The organism is Flavobacterium paronense (genome assembly GCF_030409795.1).
Taxonomy (GTDB): Bacteria; Bacteroidota; Bacteroidia; order Flavobacteriales; family Flavobacteriaceae; genus Flavobacterium; species Flavobacterium paronense.
Genome location: NZ_JAUFQN010000019.1, coordinates 1,759,378 through 1,777,413, shown reverse-complemented (window position 1 = coordinate 1,777,413; position 18,036 = coordinate 1,759,378). Strand labels below are relative to the sequence as shown.

At 35.0% G+C, this 18,036-nt stretch carries 12 protein-coding genes; 10 read left to right on the top strand and 2 right to left on the bottom strand.

Annotation, left to right across the window (positions count from 1 at the left end; translation table 11 throughout):
• The first annotated feature begins 4 nt into the window (after positions 1 to 4).
• The 9 genes from QWY90_RS09180 (at position 5) to rpsA (ending at position 13,932) form a co-directional block, all read left to right on the top strand.
• Complete coding sequence (locus QWY90_RS09180) at positions 5 to 2,404, top strand: glycoside hydrolase family 31 protein (RefSeq protein WP_290285590.1); 2,400 nt, start codon at positions 5 to 7, stop codon at positions 2,402 to 2,404.
• 37 nt (positions 2,405 to 2,441) lie between these two features.
• Entirely contained in the window at positions 2,442 to 3,260 is an 819-nt protein-coding gene (locus QWY90_RS09175; protein ID WP_290285589.1) for a M48 family metallopeptidase, read from the top strand.
• Between the two features lie 71 nt (positions 3,261 to 3,331).
• Complete coding sequence (locus QWY90_RS09170; protein WP_290285588.1) at positions 3,332 to 4,657, top strand: MFS transporter; 1,326 nt, start codon at positions 3,332 to 3,334, stop codon at positions 4,655 to 4,657.
• A 42-nt stretch (positions 4,658 to 4,699) separates the two neighbouring features.
• Positions 4,700 to 5,800 (top strand): phage tail protein, encoded by a 1,101-nt coding sequence (locus QWY90_RS09165; RefSeq protein WP_290285587.1) that lies wholly within the window; start codon positions 4,700 to 4,702, stop codon positions 5,798 to 5,800.
• A 232-nt stretch (positions 5,801 to 6,032) separates the two neighbouring features.
• Positions 6,033 to 8,483 carry an endopeptidase La gene (lon, locus tag QWY90_RS09160; protein WP_290285586.1) on the top strand — a complete coding sequence of 817 codons (2,451 nt, stop codon included), beginning with the start codon at positions 6,033 to 6,035 and terminating at the stop codon, positions 8,481 to 8,483.
• A gap of 131 nt (positions 8,484 to 8,614) precedes the next feature.
• Complete coding sequence (gene porQ, locus QWY90_RS09155) at positions 8,615 to 9,646, top strand: type IX secretion system protein PorQ (RefSeq protein WP_290285585.1); 1,032 nt, start codon at positions 8,615 to 8,617, stop codon at positions 9,644 to 9,646.
• A gap of 62 nt (positions 9,647 to 9,708) precedes the next feature.
• A complete protein-coding gene (gene cmk / locus QWY90_RS09150) occupies positions 9,709 to 10,404 on the top strand; it encodes a (d)CMP kinase (RefSeq protein WP_290285584.1) in 696 nt (231 codons plus the stop codon).
• Between the two features lie 67 nt (positions 10,405 to 10,471).
• Positions 10,472 to 11,725 (top strand): nucleoside permease, encoded by a 1,254-nt coding sequence (locus QWY90_RS09145; RefSeq protein WP_290285583.1) that lies wholly within the window; start codon positions 10,472 to 10,474, stop codon positions 11,723 to 11,725.
• A 431-nt stretch (positions 11,726 to 12,156) separates the two neighbouring features.
• On the top strand, positions 12,157 to 13,932 hold the full coding sequence (gene rpsA, locus QWY90_RS09140) for a 30S ribosomal protein S1 (RefSeq protein WP_290285582.1): 1,776 nt from the start codon (positions 12,157 to 12,159) through the stop codon (positions 13,930 to 13,932).
• Positions 13,933 to 13,983: 51 nt separating this feature from the next.
• Here rpsA and QWY90_RS09135 read toward each other — a convergent pair whose 3' ends face one another.
• Complete coding sequence (locus tag QWY90_RS09135) at positions 13,984 to 14,700, bottom strand: hypothetical protein (protein ID WP_290285581.1); 717 nt, start codon at positions 14,698 to 14,700, stop codon at positions 13,984 to 13,986.
• Between the two features lie 197 nt (positions 14,701 to 14,897).
• On the opposite strand from QWY90_RS09135, the gene QWY90_RS09130 reads away from it, so the two are divergent.
• Complete coding sequence (locus QWY90_RS09130; protein ID WP_290285580.1) at positions 14,898 to 15,464, top strand: fasciclin domain-containing protein; 567 nt, start codon at positions 14,898 to 14,900, stop codon at positions 15,462 to 15,464.
• 120 nt (positions 15,465 to 15,584) lie between these two features.
• Here the strand turns inward: QWY90_RS09130 and pheT are convergent, their stop codons facing one another.
• Positions 15,585 to 18,008, bottom strand: a complete 2,424-nt coding sequence (gene pheT / locus QWY90_RS09125) for a phenylalanine--tRNA ligase subunit beta (protein WP_290285579.1) — start codon at positions 18,006 to 18,008, stop codon at positions 15,585 to 15,587.
• Between the last annotated feature and the right edge of the window lie 28 nt (positions 18,009 to 18,036).

The window sequence follows — 18,036 nt, the reverse complement described above, 5'->3', positions numbered from 1 at the left end:
CAATATGATTACCAACCAAGAACTTGAATTTAAAGGCGATCAATTCCCTTCAAAAATAGTTAGTTTTAAACAAGATGTTGACAACATCTATTTCAATACTGACAACAATGTAATTCTAAAAATAACCATACTTCGCGATAGTTTAATTCGTTTCAGATACACCACCAAAGGGTATTTTAGTAACGATTTTTCATATGCAATTGATAAAACACAATCTCACGGTTACAATCAACTCGAGGTTATAGAAGAAAATGCTTTTTATCTTATAAAAACCAGTAAAGTATTTTGTAAAATCACAAAGAAAAACCTAAAAATATCGATTCATGATATTGATGGATTCACGATTTTAGAAGACGAAATTGGGTTTCATTGGGAAGAAAGTTATGAGCATGGTGGAAACATCGTGAAAATGAGTAAAATGTCTAAAGACGGTGAAAGTTTTTACGGAATGGGAGACAAGCCAACTCATTTAAACCTCAAAGGAAAACGCGTAGAAAATTGGGCAACCGATCAATATGCCTTTCACAAAGACCAAGAGCCACTATATAAAGTGGTTCCTTTTTATATAGGACTTCACCATCAAAAAGCTTATGGTGTGTTCTTTGACAACACATTCAGAACTTTTTTTGATTTTTGTCAGGAACGTAGAAATGTCACCAGCTTTTGGGCTGAAGGTGGCGAAATGAATTACTATTTTGTGTATGGTCCAAAAATGTCTGATGTCGTTACGACTTACACGCATTTGACAGGAAAACCAGAATTGCCTCCTATGTGGACTTTGGGTTATCACCAATGTAAATGGAGTTATTATCCGGAAAGTAAAGTAAAAGAAGTTACTGCTAAATTTAGAGAGTTAAAAATTCCTTGCGATGCTATTTATTTAGATATTGATTATATGGAGGGCTTTCGTTGTTTTACGTGGAGCAAAGAATATTTTCCTGAACCAAAACGAATGGTTGCCGAATTAGCCAAAGATGGTTTCAAAACTGTTGTTATCATTGATCCGGGAATAAAAATAGACAAAGATTATTGGGTGTATCAGGAAGCATTGAAAAATGATTATTTCTGCAAACGGGCGGATGGTCCTTTTATGAAAGGGAAAGTCTGGCCTGGTGAATGCAATTTTCCTGATTACACTAATCCGGAAGTTAGAGAATGGTGGGCTGGATTATTCAAAGAATTGATTTCAGAAATTGGAGTGAAAGGTGTTTGGAATGACATGAACGAGCCAGCAGTAATGGATGTTCCCGGAAAAACTTTCCCTTATGATGTCCGTCACGATTACGACGGAAATCCATGTAGTCACCGAAAAGCACACAACATTTACGGAACACAAATGGCACGAGCAACTTACGAAGGTGTGAAACGTTTCGCTTATCCAAAAAGACCTTTTATTATTACACGTTCGGCTTACTCCGGAGCGCAACGCTATACTTCATCATGGACAGGTGATAACGTAGCAAGTTGGGAACATTTATGGATTGCCAATATCCAAATGCAGCGAATGTCAATGTCTGGCATGGGATTCACGGGTTCTGATATTGGTGGATTTTCAGAGCAACCTTCAGGTGAATTATATGCCCGTTGGATTCAATTGGGTGTATTTCATCCATTTTGTAGAACGCATTCTTCAGGCGATCATGGGGAACAAGAGCCATGGTCATTTGGCGAAGAAGTGATTGACATTACTCGAAAATTTGTTGAATTACGTTATCAGTTGTTACCTTATTTATACACTATGTTTTGGCAATATGTAAACGAAGGAACTCCAATGTTAAAACCTTTGGTTTATTATGACCAAGATGATATGCATACGCATTACAGAACTGATGAATTTATATTTGGTAACCAGATTTTGGTTTGCCCAATATTAGAGCCAAACGCTTTGGGCAGAAGAATGTATTTACCAAAAGGTAACTGGTATAATTACTGGACAAATGAATTGACAGAAGGGAAAAAAGAGCTTTGGATAAAAACCGATTTTGACCAAATTCCGATTTTCATTAAGGAAGGTGCTATTATTCCAAAGTATCCTGTGCAACAATATGTTGGCGAATTGCAATTTGATGAAATTACTTTAGATGTCTATTATAAATTAGGCAAAGAAAAATCAGTTGTGTATGAAGATGCCGAAGATGGTTATGATTATAACAAAGGAAGATTTTCATTACGGACCTTTTCGTTAAACGGAAAAGAAAAAGAGCTTATCATCTTGCAACACAAAGAAGGAACTTTTGAAACAAATTACTCTAACTTTAAGATTAATTTAAAAGCATTGCCGTTCAAAGTGAAGAGAGTAGAAGTTGATAATGAAAAAATTTCTTTGGATTCAGTAAAATTAAATGGCGACAACACATTAATATTATATAAAGATTTCACAGAATTACATATCATAGGTGCGTAAAAAAATCCTAAATTTGTTACTAATTAAAAGTAATAATATGAAAAATAGAATTTTATTTTGCGGTATCTTGATGATAACCTTGATTATATCATGTGCCAAAAATCCATTCACAGGAAAAAACACTTTAGCTTTAGTGCCAAATAGTGAAATTTTGCCTTCAGCGTTTGCACAATACGGAACATTCATAAAAGAAAACAAAGTAATTGCAGGAACTACAGATGCAAAAAGAGTAGAAACTGTTGGGACTAAAATAAAAAATGCTGCCGAGAAATGGTTGAATGCTAATGGCTATCAAGGATATTTAAAAGATTATCAGTGGGAATACAAATTAGTCGAAAGCAAAGAAGTAAATGCATGGTGTATGCCAGGCGGAAAGATTGTAGTTTATTCAGGAATCCTTCCTATTACTAAAGACGATGCGGGTTTGGCTACCGTTTTAGGTCACGAAGTTTCTCATGCATTGGCTAATCACGGTCAACAAAGAATGAGTGCCGGTATGTTACAACAACTCGGTGCCGCAGGTGTTGCTGCTGCTACTGGAGGCAAAAGTGCAGAAACACAACAAATTGCAATGACGGCTTATGGAGCTACAACTCAATATGGAGGAATGCTGCCTTTTAGCAGAAGTCATGAAAGTGAAGCTGATAAAATTGGTTTAACCTTAATGGCAATTGCAGGTTACAATCCAGAGCAAGCTGTGGTTTTTTGGTCAAGAATGTCAGCGGCTTCGGGAGGAAATAAGCCAGCAGAATTTATGAGTACACACCCATCTGACGAAACCAGAATTGCTAATTTAAAAAGATTGGTGCCGGAAGCAAAAGCTGAAGCCTTGAAGTTTGGCGTAACGTTTAAATAACATTACAATTCTAAAAAAAGAGTATATTTAATCCCGATAATAATCGGGATTTTTTATTTAAAAGACATTTTATGCCTATACTTCCAAAAGGTCATCCAAAACTACTCAACGCCTGGGCTTTCTATGATTGGGCAAATTCAGTTTATAGTTTGGTTATTGCTTCTGCCGTTTTCCCCATTTTTTATAATCAGCTTTTTGAAAAAAGACATAGCCTTTACATCGAAGTTTTTGGGCACAACTTCAAAAACTCGGCATTGATTAGTTTTGTTACGGCTGCAGCATTTTTATGTGTGGCTTTATTTTCACCATTACTTTCCGGTATTGCAGATTATATGGGGAACAAGAAGATTTTTATGCGGGTTTTCAATTATATTGGAGCTTTATCTTGTGTTGGTTTGTATTTTTTTGATTTAAATAATATTCTTCTCGGTCTTACATTTTACTTTTTTGGACTAATTGGCTTTTGGGGAAGTTGGGTGTTTTATAATTCCTATTTGCCCGATATAGCTTTTCCGGAACAACAAGATAAAACTAGTGCTAGAGGATATTCTTTGGGTTATGTAGGAAGCGTTATATTGTTAGTGATTAATCTGGCAATGATAATGAAACCGGCACTTTTTCATATCACTAATAGTATTGAAAATCCAGCTGCTATGAAAGCGATGCGCTATTCGTTTGCTATGGTTGGAATATGGTGGATTTTATTTAGTCAATACACTTATTATTATTTGCCAAAAGGAAATTCAAATAAACAAAAAGTTAATTTTTCTATTATTTTTAATGGTTTCAGGGAATTAAAGAAAGTTTGGAAAATGCTTAAATCCAATATTCCTTTAAAAAGGTATTTGTTGAGTTTTTTTGTTTTTAGTATGGCGGTGCAAACAGTTATGCTCATAGCAACCTATTTTGGCTCACAAGAAATTAAATGGAGCAGCCCGGAAGAAAGCCAAATCGGATTGATAACGTGTATTTTATTAATTCAATTAATAGCCATACTTGGAGCTTTTCTAACATCGAGAGCTTCAGCTAAATTTGGAAATATTAAAGTTTTAATTGTCTTGAATGCTTTTTGGCTTTTACTTTGTGGGTTTGCTTATTTTATTACTACTCCAATGCAGTTTTATGTTATGGCAAGTTTAGTTGGTTTGGTTATGGGTGGAATTCAATCCTTAGCTAGATCAACTTATTCAAAGCTTTTACCTAAGACAGAGGATACTACTTCATTCTTTAGTTTTTATGATGTTTCCGAAAAAATTGGGATTGTCATCGGCATGATGGTTTACGGATTAATTGATCAAATCACCGGGAGTCCAAGGTTTGCAATCGTTTTTTTGGGAGTATTTTTCCTAGCCGGATTGTTATTATTGTTGAGAATTCCCAAAAAAGTATTGTCATAAATTCAAAAAAAATTATATTTGGTCATTATATATAAAACGGCTATGAAAAACATAAAATTAATAGGAAGCATATTTTTTATACTAACGGCTTTTACTTTCACTTCATGTGAGAATGAACCAGTAGATAGCGCCATCAATTTAGATGATTTTGGAACATGCGCAACTCCAACTTCTTTAGTAGCAAGTGCATTCAATAATAATACAGTAACATTAAGTTGGATAGCCGGTAATGATGAGACATCATGGACAATTGAATATGGAATCGTAGGTTTTGCACATGGAGCAGGAACAACAGTAACATCATCAAATACAACTATCATTATTACAGGTTTGAATTCTAGTAATAGTTATGATTTTTATGTAAAGTCTAATTGCAGCGCTACATCAACCAGCAATTGGGTAGGGCCAGAAACAGTTGAAGCAGTTCAGGCTAATCCTAATTGTGCTAATCCAGGTGGTCTTACGGCTACCAGAGATGCCGGTTCAAATACTAATGTGAATCTACTTTGGATTGCAGGAAATACCGAGACGCAATGGGAAATACAATTTGGTGCAAGTGGTTTTGCTCTAGGCGCTGGTACCATTGTTACTTCGAGCAATACTACTACAACAATAACAGGTGTTTCTGCGTCTGGCAGTTATGATTTTTATGTAAGAGCTAAATGTTCTGCTACAGAAAACAGTGGTTGGATTGGACCAGTAGTAGTAGCAGCTGTTGGTGGCGGACCATCAGGGACTGTGCCTGGAACTTATAGACTGACTGCTTTTAACACCACACCTCCTACGGATTTGAATGGAGACGGAACTTCTTCTACAAATCAAATGAACGAAGTAACCTGCTTTAATAATGCACTTTTAGTAGTAAATGCTAATAATACTTATTTAGCTAATTCAAAAGGAGCTGAATTAAATATAACCGGTGGTTATGATTGTTTTACAGATCCTGATGATCTTGGAACTTGGACACTTAGTGGTAATCAACTTACGCTTACAAGTTCTGATATTACAAATCCACCTCAAATTTTTATTGTTTCAGGAAATACATTATCTGCAACATTTTCTAATGGGACAGTACTTTCCAATCAAGGAGGCGTAGTTGTAGAATTAACAGCTGATATTACTTTTGTTTATACAAAACAATAGAATCTTAATTTTTCATTTAATACATAAAACCGTCTCGTCATATATATGAGACGGTTTTTTTGTGGCACAATACTTGACTATTAGTGGCGCTAATCGATGATAGTAGTCTATATATCGATTTTAATAAAAATCAACTGTTATACATCGATTTTAATTTATTTCCTTGAAAAGATGTCCTACATTTGTTTAACATTATATAATTTCTAATGTCAATTTGACTTAATAAAATGCCATGTCAAACCGTAATATAATATCTTTTGACAATCTGTCACTACAAGAATTCGATACCGAAACAGATTTAATTCCGCTTTTAACACCCGAAGACGAGGAAGAAATGAATAACGAAGAATTACCCAATTCTTTGCCCATTTTGCCTTTACGCAATACGGTTCTTTTTCCTGGTGTTGTAATTCCAATTTCGGCAGGTAGAGATAAATCTATCAAACTTATAAACGATGCCAATGCCGGAAATAAAATCATCGGTGTTGTTGCCCAAAAAAATGAAGAAGACGAAGATCCAACTAAAAATGATATTTATACTGTTGGAACTGTAGCACAGATTCTTCGAGTATTAAAAATGCCTGACGGAAATATTACAGTAATTCTGCAAGGAAAAAAGCGTTTTGCCATTGATGCTGTAACTTCTGAAAAGCCCTATATCAAAGCTACTATAAAAGAAGTTGAAGAAAAACGACCAGGCAAACACGATACCGAATTCCAAGCAATAATTGATTCAACAAGAGAGTTAGCTATTCAAATTATAAAGGAAAGTCCAAATATTCCAACTGAAGCTACTTTTGCTATTAAAAATATCGAAAGCCAGTCTTTTTTAGTCAATTTTGTTTCTTCAAACATGAATCTTACTGTTAAAGAGAAGCAAGATTTGTTAATGACTAATGCTTTAAAAGAAAGAGCTTTAGAAACGTTACGTTACATGAATGTAGAGTTGCAAAAATTGGAACTGAAAAACGATATTCAATCTAAAGTTCGTTTCGATTTAGACCAACAACAAAGAGAATATTTTCTGCACCAGCAAATGAAAACCATCCAGGAAGAATTAGGAGGTGTTTCGAATGAGCAGGAAATTGAAGACATGCGTCAAAAAGCTAAGACTAAAACCTGGGATGCCAAAACGGCCAAGCATTTTGAAAAAGAAATTACCAAAATGCAGCGTATGAATCCACAAGCTCCCGATTTTGGCATACAAAGAAATTACCTGGAATTGTTTTTAGAATTGCCATGGAGTCATTATTCCAGAGATAATTTCGATTTAAAACGCGCACAAAAAATTATTGACCGCGACCATTTTGGTTTAGAAGATGTTAAGAAAAGAATCATAGAACATTTGGCAGTATTGAAATTGCGAAACGATATGAAATCGCCAATAATCTGTTTAACAGGACCTCCAGGTGTTGGAAAAACGTCTATCGGAAAATCTATAGCTGAAGCTTTAGGAAGAGAATATGTCCGAATTTCACTTGGTGGTTTACGAGACGAAGCAGAAATACGCGGACACAGAAAAACGTATATCGGTGCCATGCCGGGAAGAATTATTCAAAGTTTGAAAAAAGCAGGAACTTCCAATCCGGTTTTTGTTTTAGATGAAATTGATAAATTATCAAATTCGCACCAAGGTGATCCATCATCAGCTTTGCTTGAAGTTTTAGATCCTGAGCAAAACAGCGAGTTTTATGATAACTTTTTAGAAATGGGTTATGATTTATCTAAAGTCATGTTCATAGCTACATCTAATAATATGGCAACGATTCAGCCAGCGTTAAAAGATAGAATGGAAGTCATTAAAATGGCAGGTTACACTACTGAAGAGAAAGTAGAAATTGCACGTCAGCATTTATTTCCTAAACAATTAAAAGAACACGGTTTAAATGCAAAAGATTTAACTATTGGCAAAAAGCAATTAGAAAAGATTGTGGAAGGCTATACCCGTGAATCCGGAGTTAGAAGTTTGGAACAAAAGTTAGCTCAAGTTATTCGGAATGCGGCCAAATCGGTAGCGATGGAAGAAGAATATAATACAAAAGTCACCGACGAAGATATTGTTAAAATTCTGGGTGCTCCAAAATTAGAACGCGACAAATCAGAAAGTAACGATGTGGCTGGAGTTGTTACAGGCTTGGCTTGGACATCAGTTGGAGGCGATATTTTATTTATAGAGTCATTGATTTCATTAGGAAAAGGAAATTTAACCTTAACGGGAAATTTGGGAACAGTAATGAAAGAATCGGCAACAATTGCTTTAGAATACATAAAAGCTAATGCTGAAATTTTTGGTTTAGAACCGGAAATGATTTCCAAATATAACATTCATTTACACGTTCCGGAAGGCGCAACACCAAAAGACGGACCAAGTGCCGGAATTGCTATGTTAACTTCGTTAGTTTCTCTTTTGACACAACGCAAAATAAAGAAAAACTTAGCCATGACAGGTGAAATCACTTTACGTGGAAAAGTATTGCCTGTTGGTGGGATTAAAGAAAAAATCCTCGCAGCCAAAAGAGCCAACATCAAAGAGATTATTTTGTGTCATGAAAACAAAAGTGACATTGACGAAATCAAAGCCGAATACATTGATGGACTAACGTTTCATTACGTAAAAGAAATGAGCGAAGTTATTGATGTAGCGTTGACAAATCAGAAAGTAAAAAACGCTAAAAAATTGTAAACTATTTTAAAAATAAAGGGCAAAGGCATAAGTAAAATAACGCTTATGCCTTTTTCTTTTAACTTTTTTTCATACCATATAAAATAATATCTTCGCATTTCCGTTATAGTATATAGCATAAGTCATTTTTGATGTTAAAAAAAGCAATTTGTATTGGATTTTGTCTCGCTAATTTGGTCAGTTTTGGTCAAATTGGAGGAAAGTCAATATACCAATTTCTGAATTTAGTGACTTCTCCCAGGCAAGCAGCTTTAGGTGGAAAAGTAATTACCTTTTACGATAGCGATGTCAATCAGGGACACTTTAATCCGGCTAATATTAATCCGGAAATGGATAATAAATTGGCGCTGAACTACGGAAGTTATTTTGGCGAAGTTACTTATGGAACAGCATCTTATGCCTACACTTATGACCGACACGTTCAAACATTTTTTGGAGGCGTAAACTATGTGAATTACGGAAAATTTGATGGTTACGATGAAAACGGTTTGCAAACATCGAGTTTTACAGGAAGTGAAATCGCATTGACTTTTGGCTATGCCTATAATATTCCGGGTTCTGATTTTTATGTTGGGGCTAATGCAAAATTGATTAATTCCACTTTAGAAAGCTATAATTCATTCGGAGCAGCAGTAGATATTGGAGCTTTATTTATAGATACTCGTAATGATGTCAATTGGGCTATCTCCATCAGAAATATTGGAACACAGATTACAACTTATGCCGACACAAGAGAAAAATTACCTTTAGAAGTTTTGATTGGTGTTTCGCAATTGATGGAAAATGTTCCGATTCGTTGGCACTTAACCTTAGAAAATATGCAGCAATGGCAGTTGGCATTTTCAAACCCAAACAGGGCACAAGGTTCCTTAGACGGCGGTTCGACTCCGGAGAAAGTTTCTGTTTTTGGAAATGCTTTACGCCATGTTATTATTGGAGCCGAATTGTTTCCGGATAAAGGTTTTAATATACGTGTAGGCTATAATTTTAGAAGAGCAGAAGAATTACGTATCTTGGAACAACGAAATTTCTCCGGAATTTCAGTAGGTTTTGGATTGAAAATGGGTAATTTAAAATTAAACTATTCTTATTCACGATACACTTTGGCTGCGAATACCAGCTTATTTGGATTAACCATTGATTTTTCGGGTAACCGATATTAAACTTAAATTTAAAATTTTGAAACCGAAGGTTCACGAACACCAAAAAAATAAATTAAAAAATTGTGAGTAAAAAAATTACTATTGCTATTGACGGGTTTTCTTCTACAGGAAAAAGTACTTTAGCCAAACAACTAGCCAAACATTTGGGATATGTATACGTTGATACTGGAGCTATGTATCGGGCGGTGACTTTTTTCGCCATGCAAAATGGTTATATCGCCACAGATTTTTTTGATAAACAAACCTTGATTAACAGTTTGCCTTCTATAAAATTGCATTTCGAATTCAATGCTGAATTGGGCTTTGCTGAAATGTATTTGAATGATGTTAATGTAGAAAAAGAAATCAGAACCCTTGAAGTTTCTAATTTTGTAAGTTTAGTGGCAGAGGTTTCTGAAGTTCGTGCCAAATTGGTGGAGCAACAACAGGAAATGGGAAAAGGCAAAGGCATCGTGATGGATGGTCGTGATATTGGAACCGTAGTTTTTCCCAAAGCTGAACTAAAAGTCTTTATGACGGCAAGTTCTGAAACACGTGCTCAAAGACGTTTTGAAGAATTACAACAAAAAGGACAAGCAGTTTCTTTTGAAGAAGTTTTAAAAAATGTAGAACAGCGCGACTATATTGATACACATCGTGATGATTCTCCGTTGCGAAAAGCCGATGATGCTATTGAAATTGACAATTCTTATCTTACTCGGGAGGAACAATTCAACGCCGTTTTAGAAATGGTGGAAGATGTGACGAAATCGATGTAAATATTTGTTTATCTCGATATAAATAGTAGATTTACGTCCTATTTTAACTAAACCAAAACTATCTTTTATGAGTATAAAATTCAGATTGACTATAATGAGTTTTCTCCAATTCTTCGTTTGGGGAGCGTGGTTAATAACCGTTGGAAATTATTGGTTTGCGACAAAACAATGGAGTGGTGCCGAATTCGGAGCCATATTTTCAACCCTTGGAATATCTTCTATCATTATGCCTGCAATCACAGGTATTATTGCTGATAAATTCATTAACGCTGAAAAACTTTATGGTATTCTCCATATCTTGGGAGGCTTGGCGCTTTGCTATATTCCAATGGTGGATAATCCTACTACTTTTTATTGGGTGATTTTTGCGGCTATGCTTTGTTATATGCCAACTATTTCGTTATCCAATTCGGTGGCTTATAATATTTTAAAGACTAATAATTTTGATGTTGTTAAAGTGTTTCCACCCATCAGAGTTTGGGGAACCATTGGTTTTATTGCTGCTATGTGGTTAACCAATTTATCCGGAAATAAAGCGTCTGCGAACATGTTTTATATTTCGGCTGTTTCGGCTGTTATACTCGGAATTTACTCTTTTACGTTGCCAAAATGTCCGCCACAAAAACTGATTTCTGAAAATGCTACAACTGCTCAAAAGTTAGGTTTAGATGCCTTCAAATTATTTGGAACTTATAAAATGGCTTTGTTCTTTTTGTTTTCAATGTTCTTAGGTGGCGCGTTGCAATTGACCAATATGTATGGCGATGTTTACTTATCTGAATTTGGAAAAATCCCAGAGTATGCGAATAGTATTATTGTTCAAAAATCAACATTAATTATGTCGATTTCACAGATATCGGAAACCTTATTTATTTTGGCAATTCCATTTTTCTTAAAGCGATTCGGAATCAAACAAGTAATGTTAATTTCGATGTTTGCCTGGGTTTTACGTTTTGGTTTGTTTGCTTATGGAAATCCGGCTGATGGATTGTGGATGATTATTATGTCGTGTATCGTCTACGGAATGGCATTTGATTTCTTTAATATTTCGGGTTCATTATTCGTAGAAACTACAACCGATTCTAAAATTCGTTCTTCTGCACAAGGGTTGTTTATGATGATGTCAAACGGCTTTGGAGCTTTCTTTGGTGGACTGGTAAGTGGAATTGTAATTGATAAATTCTTTACTCAGGATGGTGTTAGAGATTGGCATGGCATCTGGCTTTCTTTTGCAGGTTATGCTTTAGTAATTGCCATATTGTTTGCCATAATGTTTAAGCACAAACACGATCCTAATGCTGTGGCAAATGTGAGTCATTAATAGGGTTACTAGACCTGACAGGTTTTTAAAACCTGTCAGGTCTTTTATACCATTCCCGTCTAGCCCTGATGGGAGCGACTACCGCGTAGTGCGGACAGCAGGAAAACGGAAACCAAGAAAGCCCAAACCATTCGCTCCTAAATTTACAATGCCAATCTCTAATTTTACTTTGCGCCTTCGCATCTTTGCGTGAAAAATAATTGCTCGCAAAGATGCGAAGGCGCAAAGAAAAGTAAATGTTTATTTTTTGCTTTTATGGATGTTAAATTTCTCTTTGTAAATATTTTGTAATTAAGAAATTATGCTTACTTTTGCCAACCTTTTGGCGAAGAAGAGTTTCCTTTAGGTATCAAACATTTATATATAAACACTGTTGTGTTTTTATCGCATCAAGAAACTCAAGAGACACAGCATACAAATTATTTATCAGCATGGCTGTATTAAACAAAGAACAACAAGAGTTTTTAACGGATTTTAACTGGCACAACTACGCAGAAGGAATTGATCCTGTAGATGAGAAAAACTTACAAGAATTTGAAGAGTTAGTTACTAAAACTTTCATCTCAACAGATCAAGAAGAAGTAGTAGAAGGTGTTGTAGTTAGAATTACTGACAGAGACGCAATTGTTGACATTAACGCGAAATCAGAAGGTGTTATTTCATTGAATGAATTCCGTTACAACCCAAACTTAAAAGTGGGTGACAAAGTAGAAGTATTAATTGACATCCGTGAGGACAAAACAGGTCAATTAGTATTATCTCACAGAAAAGCAAGAACAATCAAATCTTGGGATAGAGTTATTTCTGCCAACGAAACTGGAGAAATCGTTCAAGGTTTTGTTAAATGTAGAACTAAAGGTGGTATGATTGTAGATGTTTTCGGAATTGAAGCCTTCTTACCAGGTTCACAAATTGATGTGAAACCAATCCGTGATTACGATGTATACGTAAACAAAATGATGGAATTCAAAGTGGTTAAAATTAACCACGAATTCAAAAACGTTGTTGTTTCGCACAAAGCGCTTATCGAAGCGGATATCGAAGTTCAGAAAAAAGAAATCATTGGTCAATTAGAAAAAGGACAAGTATTAGAAGGTGTTGTTAAAAACATTACTTCTTATGGTGTGTTTATTGACTTAGGTGGTGTTGATGGATTAATCCACATTACTGACCTTTCTTGGTCAAGAATCAACCACCCAAGTGAAGTTCTTGAATTAGATCAAAAATTAAACGTTGTAATCCTTGATTTTGATGATGAGAAAACAAGAATTCAATTAGGTTTAAAACAATTAAACGCTCACCCTTGGGATGCTCTTGATGCTAAATTAGCTATCGGAGACAAAGTGAAAGGTAAAGTAGTTGTAATCGCTGATTACGGTGCATTTATCGAAGTAGCTGAAGGTGTTGAAGGTTTAATCCACGTTTCTGAAATGTCTTGGTCAACTCACTTAAGAAGTGCACAAGATTTCGTCAAAGTTGGTGATGTTGTTGAAGCCGTTATCTTGACTCTTGATAGAGATGATAGAAAAATGTCTTTAGGTATCAAACAATTAACGCAAGATCCTTGGACAGATATCACGTCTAAATATCCTGTTGGTTCTAAACACACAGGTATAGTTAGAAACTTTACAAACTTTGGTATTTTTGTTGAATTAGAAGAAGGTATTGATGGATTAGTTTACATCTCTGATTTATCTTGGACTAAGAAAATCAAACATCCATCTGAATTTGTAAACGTTGGTGACAAATTAGATGTAGTAGTATTAGAGTTAGATGTTGACGGACGTAAATTATCTTTAGGTCACAAACAAACTACTGATAATCCTTGGGACAAACATGAAGATGCTTACGCTGTTGGAACTATCCACAACGGAACTATCGCTGAGATTGTTGACAAAGGTGCTACTGTAGATTTCGGCGATGATGTTGTTGCGTTTATTCCAACTCGTCATTTAGAAAAAGAAGACGGTAAGAAATTGAAAAAAGGTGAAGTAGCTGACTTTAAAGTTATTGAATTCAATAAAGAATTCAAAAGAGTTGTAGCATCTCACACAGCTATCTTTAGAGAAGAAGAAGAGAAAAATGTAAAAGCAGTTGCTGAATCAGTTGCAGCTTCTAACAATGCTCCAGCTCAAACTCTAGGAGATAACAATGATATCCTTGCCGGATTAAAAGCAAAAATGGAAAAAACAGAGAAGAAGAAATAATTCACTGTTCCTAATAATAAAAAAGCCCCGAGTAATCGGGGCTTTTTTTATTTAATTATTATAGTATTTACGCTGCCAAATCTCTTCATTAAAGTTTTTACCCATCATAAAAAAGTAATAAGCGAAAACCGCAAAGATGGATTTAAAAGCAAAAAGAAATATAATTACTGAAGCCAAAGGAACCGATTTGCTCAAATTATTTTCGGGAACTAATGCGGCTACAACGATACTCAATAGGATACTCGTTATGGTGAAGGTTCCTAAATTTTTGATTGGTAAGACCAGTATTTTTCTTAAAGGATTCATCTCTGTTCCCCATTGGTGAATAAGATAATAGTAATCGTTACCAATTGGGACAAACAAAAGCGGGTCATCATAGTTTAAAAGCTGAAACGCTTTACTCGGCGCAATGATTTTGAATCCTTCCAGTGAAGTGTTGTGTTCTTTCTCCATCATTCTAATTTTAGTAATAGCTTCTTCCGGAATTTCATTTTTAAAGATATCACTCTCTAAAAACCGCAATCGATATTCGATACAAATTTTTTTGATTTGCTCTAAATGAAATAGCTTATCTGTTTCTAATAAGTCAAACTGCAACAGATTCATTTTTGTTGAACTTTGTTGTTTTAGTTTATCGATGATTTGATTTCTTTCACTATCATTTTCTTCAAAAATCGATTTTACTTCGGCAATAATTGCTGCTTCCGATTTAAACTTTCTTCTTTTGGAAAGCAATTCTTTTTCGAGGTTTACACTATTTACTAACATTCTCACTATTTTTTTAAAAGGTTGACACAACGTAAATTATACGTTCCAATTTATAAAATAAATTCTCATTGCACCTTTAGTTGCTCCATAAATTTTATGTTGACAGTTGTTAAAGTTTTTAGAAAAAATCTTATTTACAAAACCATAAAAGAGGTAATGGCGTATATGGTTATATAACTTTAAAAAAACATAGTATTATGAAAACAAAAAAAATTTTAACCACTGCATTCTTTGCTTTAACTCTTTTCGCTGCAACAGCTACTTTTGCTCAAAAAGAAAAAACCGTTACCGTTGGAGGTGCTCCAATGTATCCGTCTAAAAATATTATTGAAAATGCCGTAAACTCAAAAGACCATACTACATTGGTTGCCGCCGTAAAAGCCGCCGGTTTAGTAGAGACTTTACAATCAAAAGGACCATTCACCGTTTTTGCCCCAACAAATGAAGCTTTCGCCAAGTTGCCAAAAGGAACTGTAGAAACTTTATTAAAACCTGAAAACCTAAAATTATTGCAAACTATTTTAACCTATCACGTAGTCGCAGGCAGAATGAATTCGGCTGATATTGCTAAAGCGATAAAAGTTGGAAACGGTAAAGCCACTTTAAAAACCGTAAGCGGTGGAACATTAACTGCTTGGATGAAAGGTAAAGAACTTTACATTACTGATGAAAATGGTATTAGTGCCAAAGTTACGATTGCTGATGTGAACCAATCTAATGGAGTAATTCATGTTATTGATGCAGTTGTGACTCCAAAATCATAATTTTTATACTTGTACTTCGAAACTATTTAGTGCAAAAAAAGAAAAGTCCCGATTTCTCGGGACTTTTATATTATTGACCTGATAGGTTTTTAAAACCTGCCAGGTTTAGTCGTTTATAACTTATTGTCTCAAACTTGCACCCACTTCAGCTTCTAAATTCTTCTGCAATTTGCTCATAATTTTATCAATCTGCTCATCAGTTAAGGTTTTAGTAGTGTCCTGTAGCGTGAAACTCACAGCATACGACTTCTTGCCTTCCGGCAGGTTTTTACCTTCATAGACATCAAATAAATTAATGTCTTTCAGCAAAGATTTTTCCGTTTGACGGGCAATGTTATATATTGAATCAAAAGCAACGGTAGTATCAACTAATAAAGCTAAATCTCTGCGTACTTCGGGATATTTTGGAATATCAGTAAACTTGATTTTATTGTTAATCGATTTCAAAATCAGATTCCAATTAAAATCGGCAAAGAATACTTCCTGCTTGATGTCGAAATGTTTTAAGATAGATTTCTTCACGGTTCCAAATTCAACCAATATATCATTACCACTGGCAATCGCCATTCCTTCTGCAAATACATCAGAAGCTAAGGGTTTACTTTCTATTTTACAAATACCCAATCGATTTAAAATCGAATTCACATACCCTTTAAACAAAAAGAAATCAGATGGTTTTTCAGCAGTTGTCCAGCTTTCAGCAACTCTATTTCCGGTGACAAATAGTGTTAAGTGTTTAGGTTCATTATAACCTGAAGGTAATTTGTGATAAGTTTTTCCGAATTCGAATAATTTCAAATCACTATTTCTTCTGTTGATATTATAAGACACCGCTTCTAAACCAGAGAATAACAACGATTGACGCATCGCTGATAAATCATTACTCAGCGGATTTAACATCATCACGTTGTATTCTTCTTTCAACATATCAGATAATTTTACATAATCTGGAGATGTTAACGAGTTAGCCATCATTTCGTGAAATCCAAGTGAATTTAATTGTGTAGCGACGATATTTTGTACTTTATAATCTTCTGTTCTTGGTGAGTTGGCAACAGTAGCATTTAATTTTTTGGTAAAATTGATGTTATTGTAACCATAGACCCGAAGAATTTCTTCGATAACATCAACTTCGCGCTGCACATCAACACGATAGGAAGGAATTATTAAACCTAAACCGGCATCGGTAACGCTGTTTACTTTTATATCTAAAGAGGCTAGAATTTTCTTGATAGTTTCTTTTGGTAATTCTTGTCCGATTAATTTCGCGGTTTTATCAAAATTCAGGAAAACAGGAAAGTCTTCAATCTTTTTTGGATAAATATCAACGATATCAGAAGTGATTTCGCCACCGGCAATTTCTTTGATTAAAAGTGCTGCACGTTTCAAAGCAAATTCAGTAATGTTTGCATCGATTCCTCTTTCAAAACGGAAAGAAGCATCGGTATTCAACCCATGTCTTTTTGCCGATTTTCTGACACTCACCGGATTAAAATAAGCACTTTCTAAGAAAATGGAGTTTGTAGTTTCGGTAACTCCGGAGCCTTTTCCACCAAAAACACCAGCAATACAAAGCGGTCCTTTTTCGTCACAAATCATCAAATCTTCTTCATGCAAGGTTCTTTCTACATCGTCTAAAGTGACAAATTTTGTTCCGGCAGCTAGTGTTTTTACAATAATTTTTCCGTTGATTTTGGAAGCGTCAAAAGCATGTAATGGTTGCCCTAAATCATGTAAAATATAATTAGTAACGTCAACAATATTATTTTTCGGAGTCAAACCAATAGCTTTCAAACGGTTTTGCAACCAAGCTGGCGATGATTTTATTGTAACTCCAGAAATGGTAACACCGCAATATCTGGGAGCTAATTTACTGTCTTTAACGTCTACATCAATTTTGAGAGTCCTTTTGTCAATTCGGAACGTACTTACCGTTGGCGTGATTAACTCGATACTGCTGTTTTTTTGTAATAAGCTGGCACGTAAATCTCTTGCAACACCATAATGCGACATAGCATCAGCGCGGTTTGGCGTTAAACCAATTTCGAAAACTTCATCATTTTCTATATTGAAAACTTTAGCACAAGGCGTTCCTGGTTTTAGCGTAGCATCCAAAATCATAATCCCTTCATGACTGGTTCCTAAACCTAATTCGTCTTCGGCACATATCATTCCGTGACTTTCCTGGCCACGTATTTTTCCTTTTTTGATTTCAAATTCAACGCCCTCTTTGTCAAACAATTTGGTTCCGATAGTAGCGACAGGTACTTTTAGTCCTTTGGCAACATTATTGGCACCGCAAACAATTTGCACCGGAGTTCCATCACCTAAATCAACAGTAGTAATACTCAATCTGTCGGCATCAGGGTGTTTTTCACAAGTCAAAACATGACCTACAACAACGCCTTCCAAACCACCACGAACCGATTGGTATTTTTCAACAACTTCTACTTCCAAACCTAAATCGGTCAGTAAAGTTGCAGTTTCTTCTGATTTTAAATCTATTTTAATGAATTGTTTTAACCAATTGTATGAAATCTTCATATGTGTTTATTTGATTTTTCAAGCTGCA

Excerpts from the sequence above, each read along its gene's own strand:
- QWY90_RS09180 (WP_290285590.1), top strand. The coding sequence starts at position 5 with ATGATTACCAACCAAGAACTTGAATTTAAAGGCGATCAATTCCCTTCA.
- QWY90_RS09175 (WP_290285589.1), top strand. The coding sequence starts at position 2,442 with ATGAAAAATAGAATTTTATTTTGCGGTATCTTGATGATAACCTTGATT.
- QWY90_RS09170 (WP_290285588.1), top strand. The coding sequence starts at position 3,332 with ATGCCTATACTTCCAAAAGGTCATCCAAAACTACTCAACGCCTGGGCT.
- QWY90_RS09165 (WP_290285587.1), top strand. The coding sequence starts at position 4,700 with ATGAAAAACATAAAATTAATAGGAAGCATATTTTTTATACTAACGGCT.
- lon (WP_290285586.1), top strand. The coding sequence starts at position 6,033 with ATGTCAAACCGTAATATAATATCTTTTGACAATCTGTCACTACAAGAA.
- porQ (WP_290285585.1), top strand. The coding sequence starts at position 8,615 with ATGTTAAAAAAAGCAATTTGTATTGGATTTTGTCTCGCTAATTTGGTC.
- QWY90_RS09145 (WP_290285583.1), top strand. The coding sequence starts at position 10,472 with ATGAGTATAAAATTCAGATTGACTATAATGAGTTTTCTCCAATTCTTC.
- rpsA (WP_290285582.1), top strand. The coding sequence starts at position 12,157 with ATGGCTGTATTAAACAAAGAACAACAAGAGTTTTTAACGGATTTTAAC.
- QWY90_RS09135 (WP_290285581.1), bottom strand. The coding sequence starts at position 14,700 with ATGTTAGTAAATAGTGTAAACCTCGAAAAAGAATTGCTTTCCAAAAGA.
- QWY90_RS09130 (WP_290285580.1), top strand. The coding sequence starts at position 14,898 with ATGAAAACAAAAAAAATTTTAACCACTGCATTCTTTGCTTTAACTCTT.
- pheT (WP_290285579.1), bottom strand. The coding sequence starts at position 18,008 with ATGAAGATTTCATACAATTGGTTAAAACAATTCATTAAAATAGATTTA.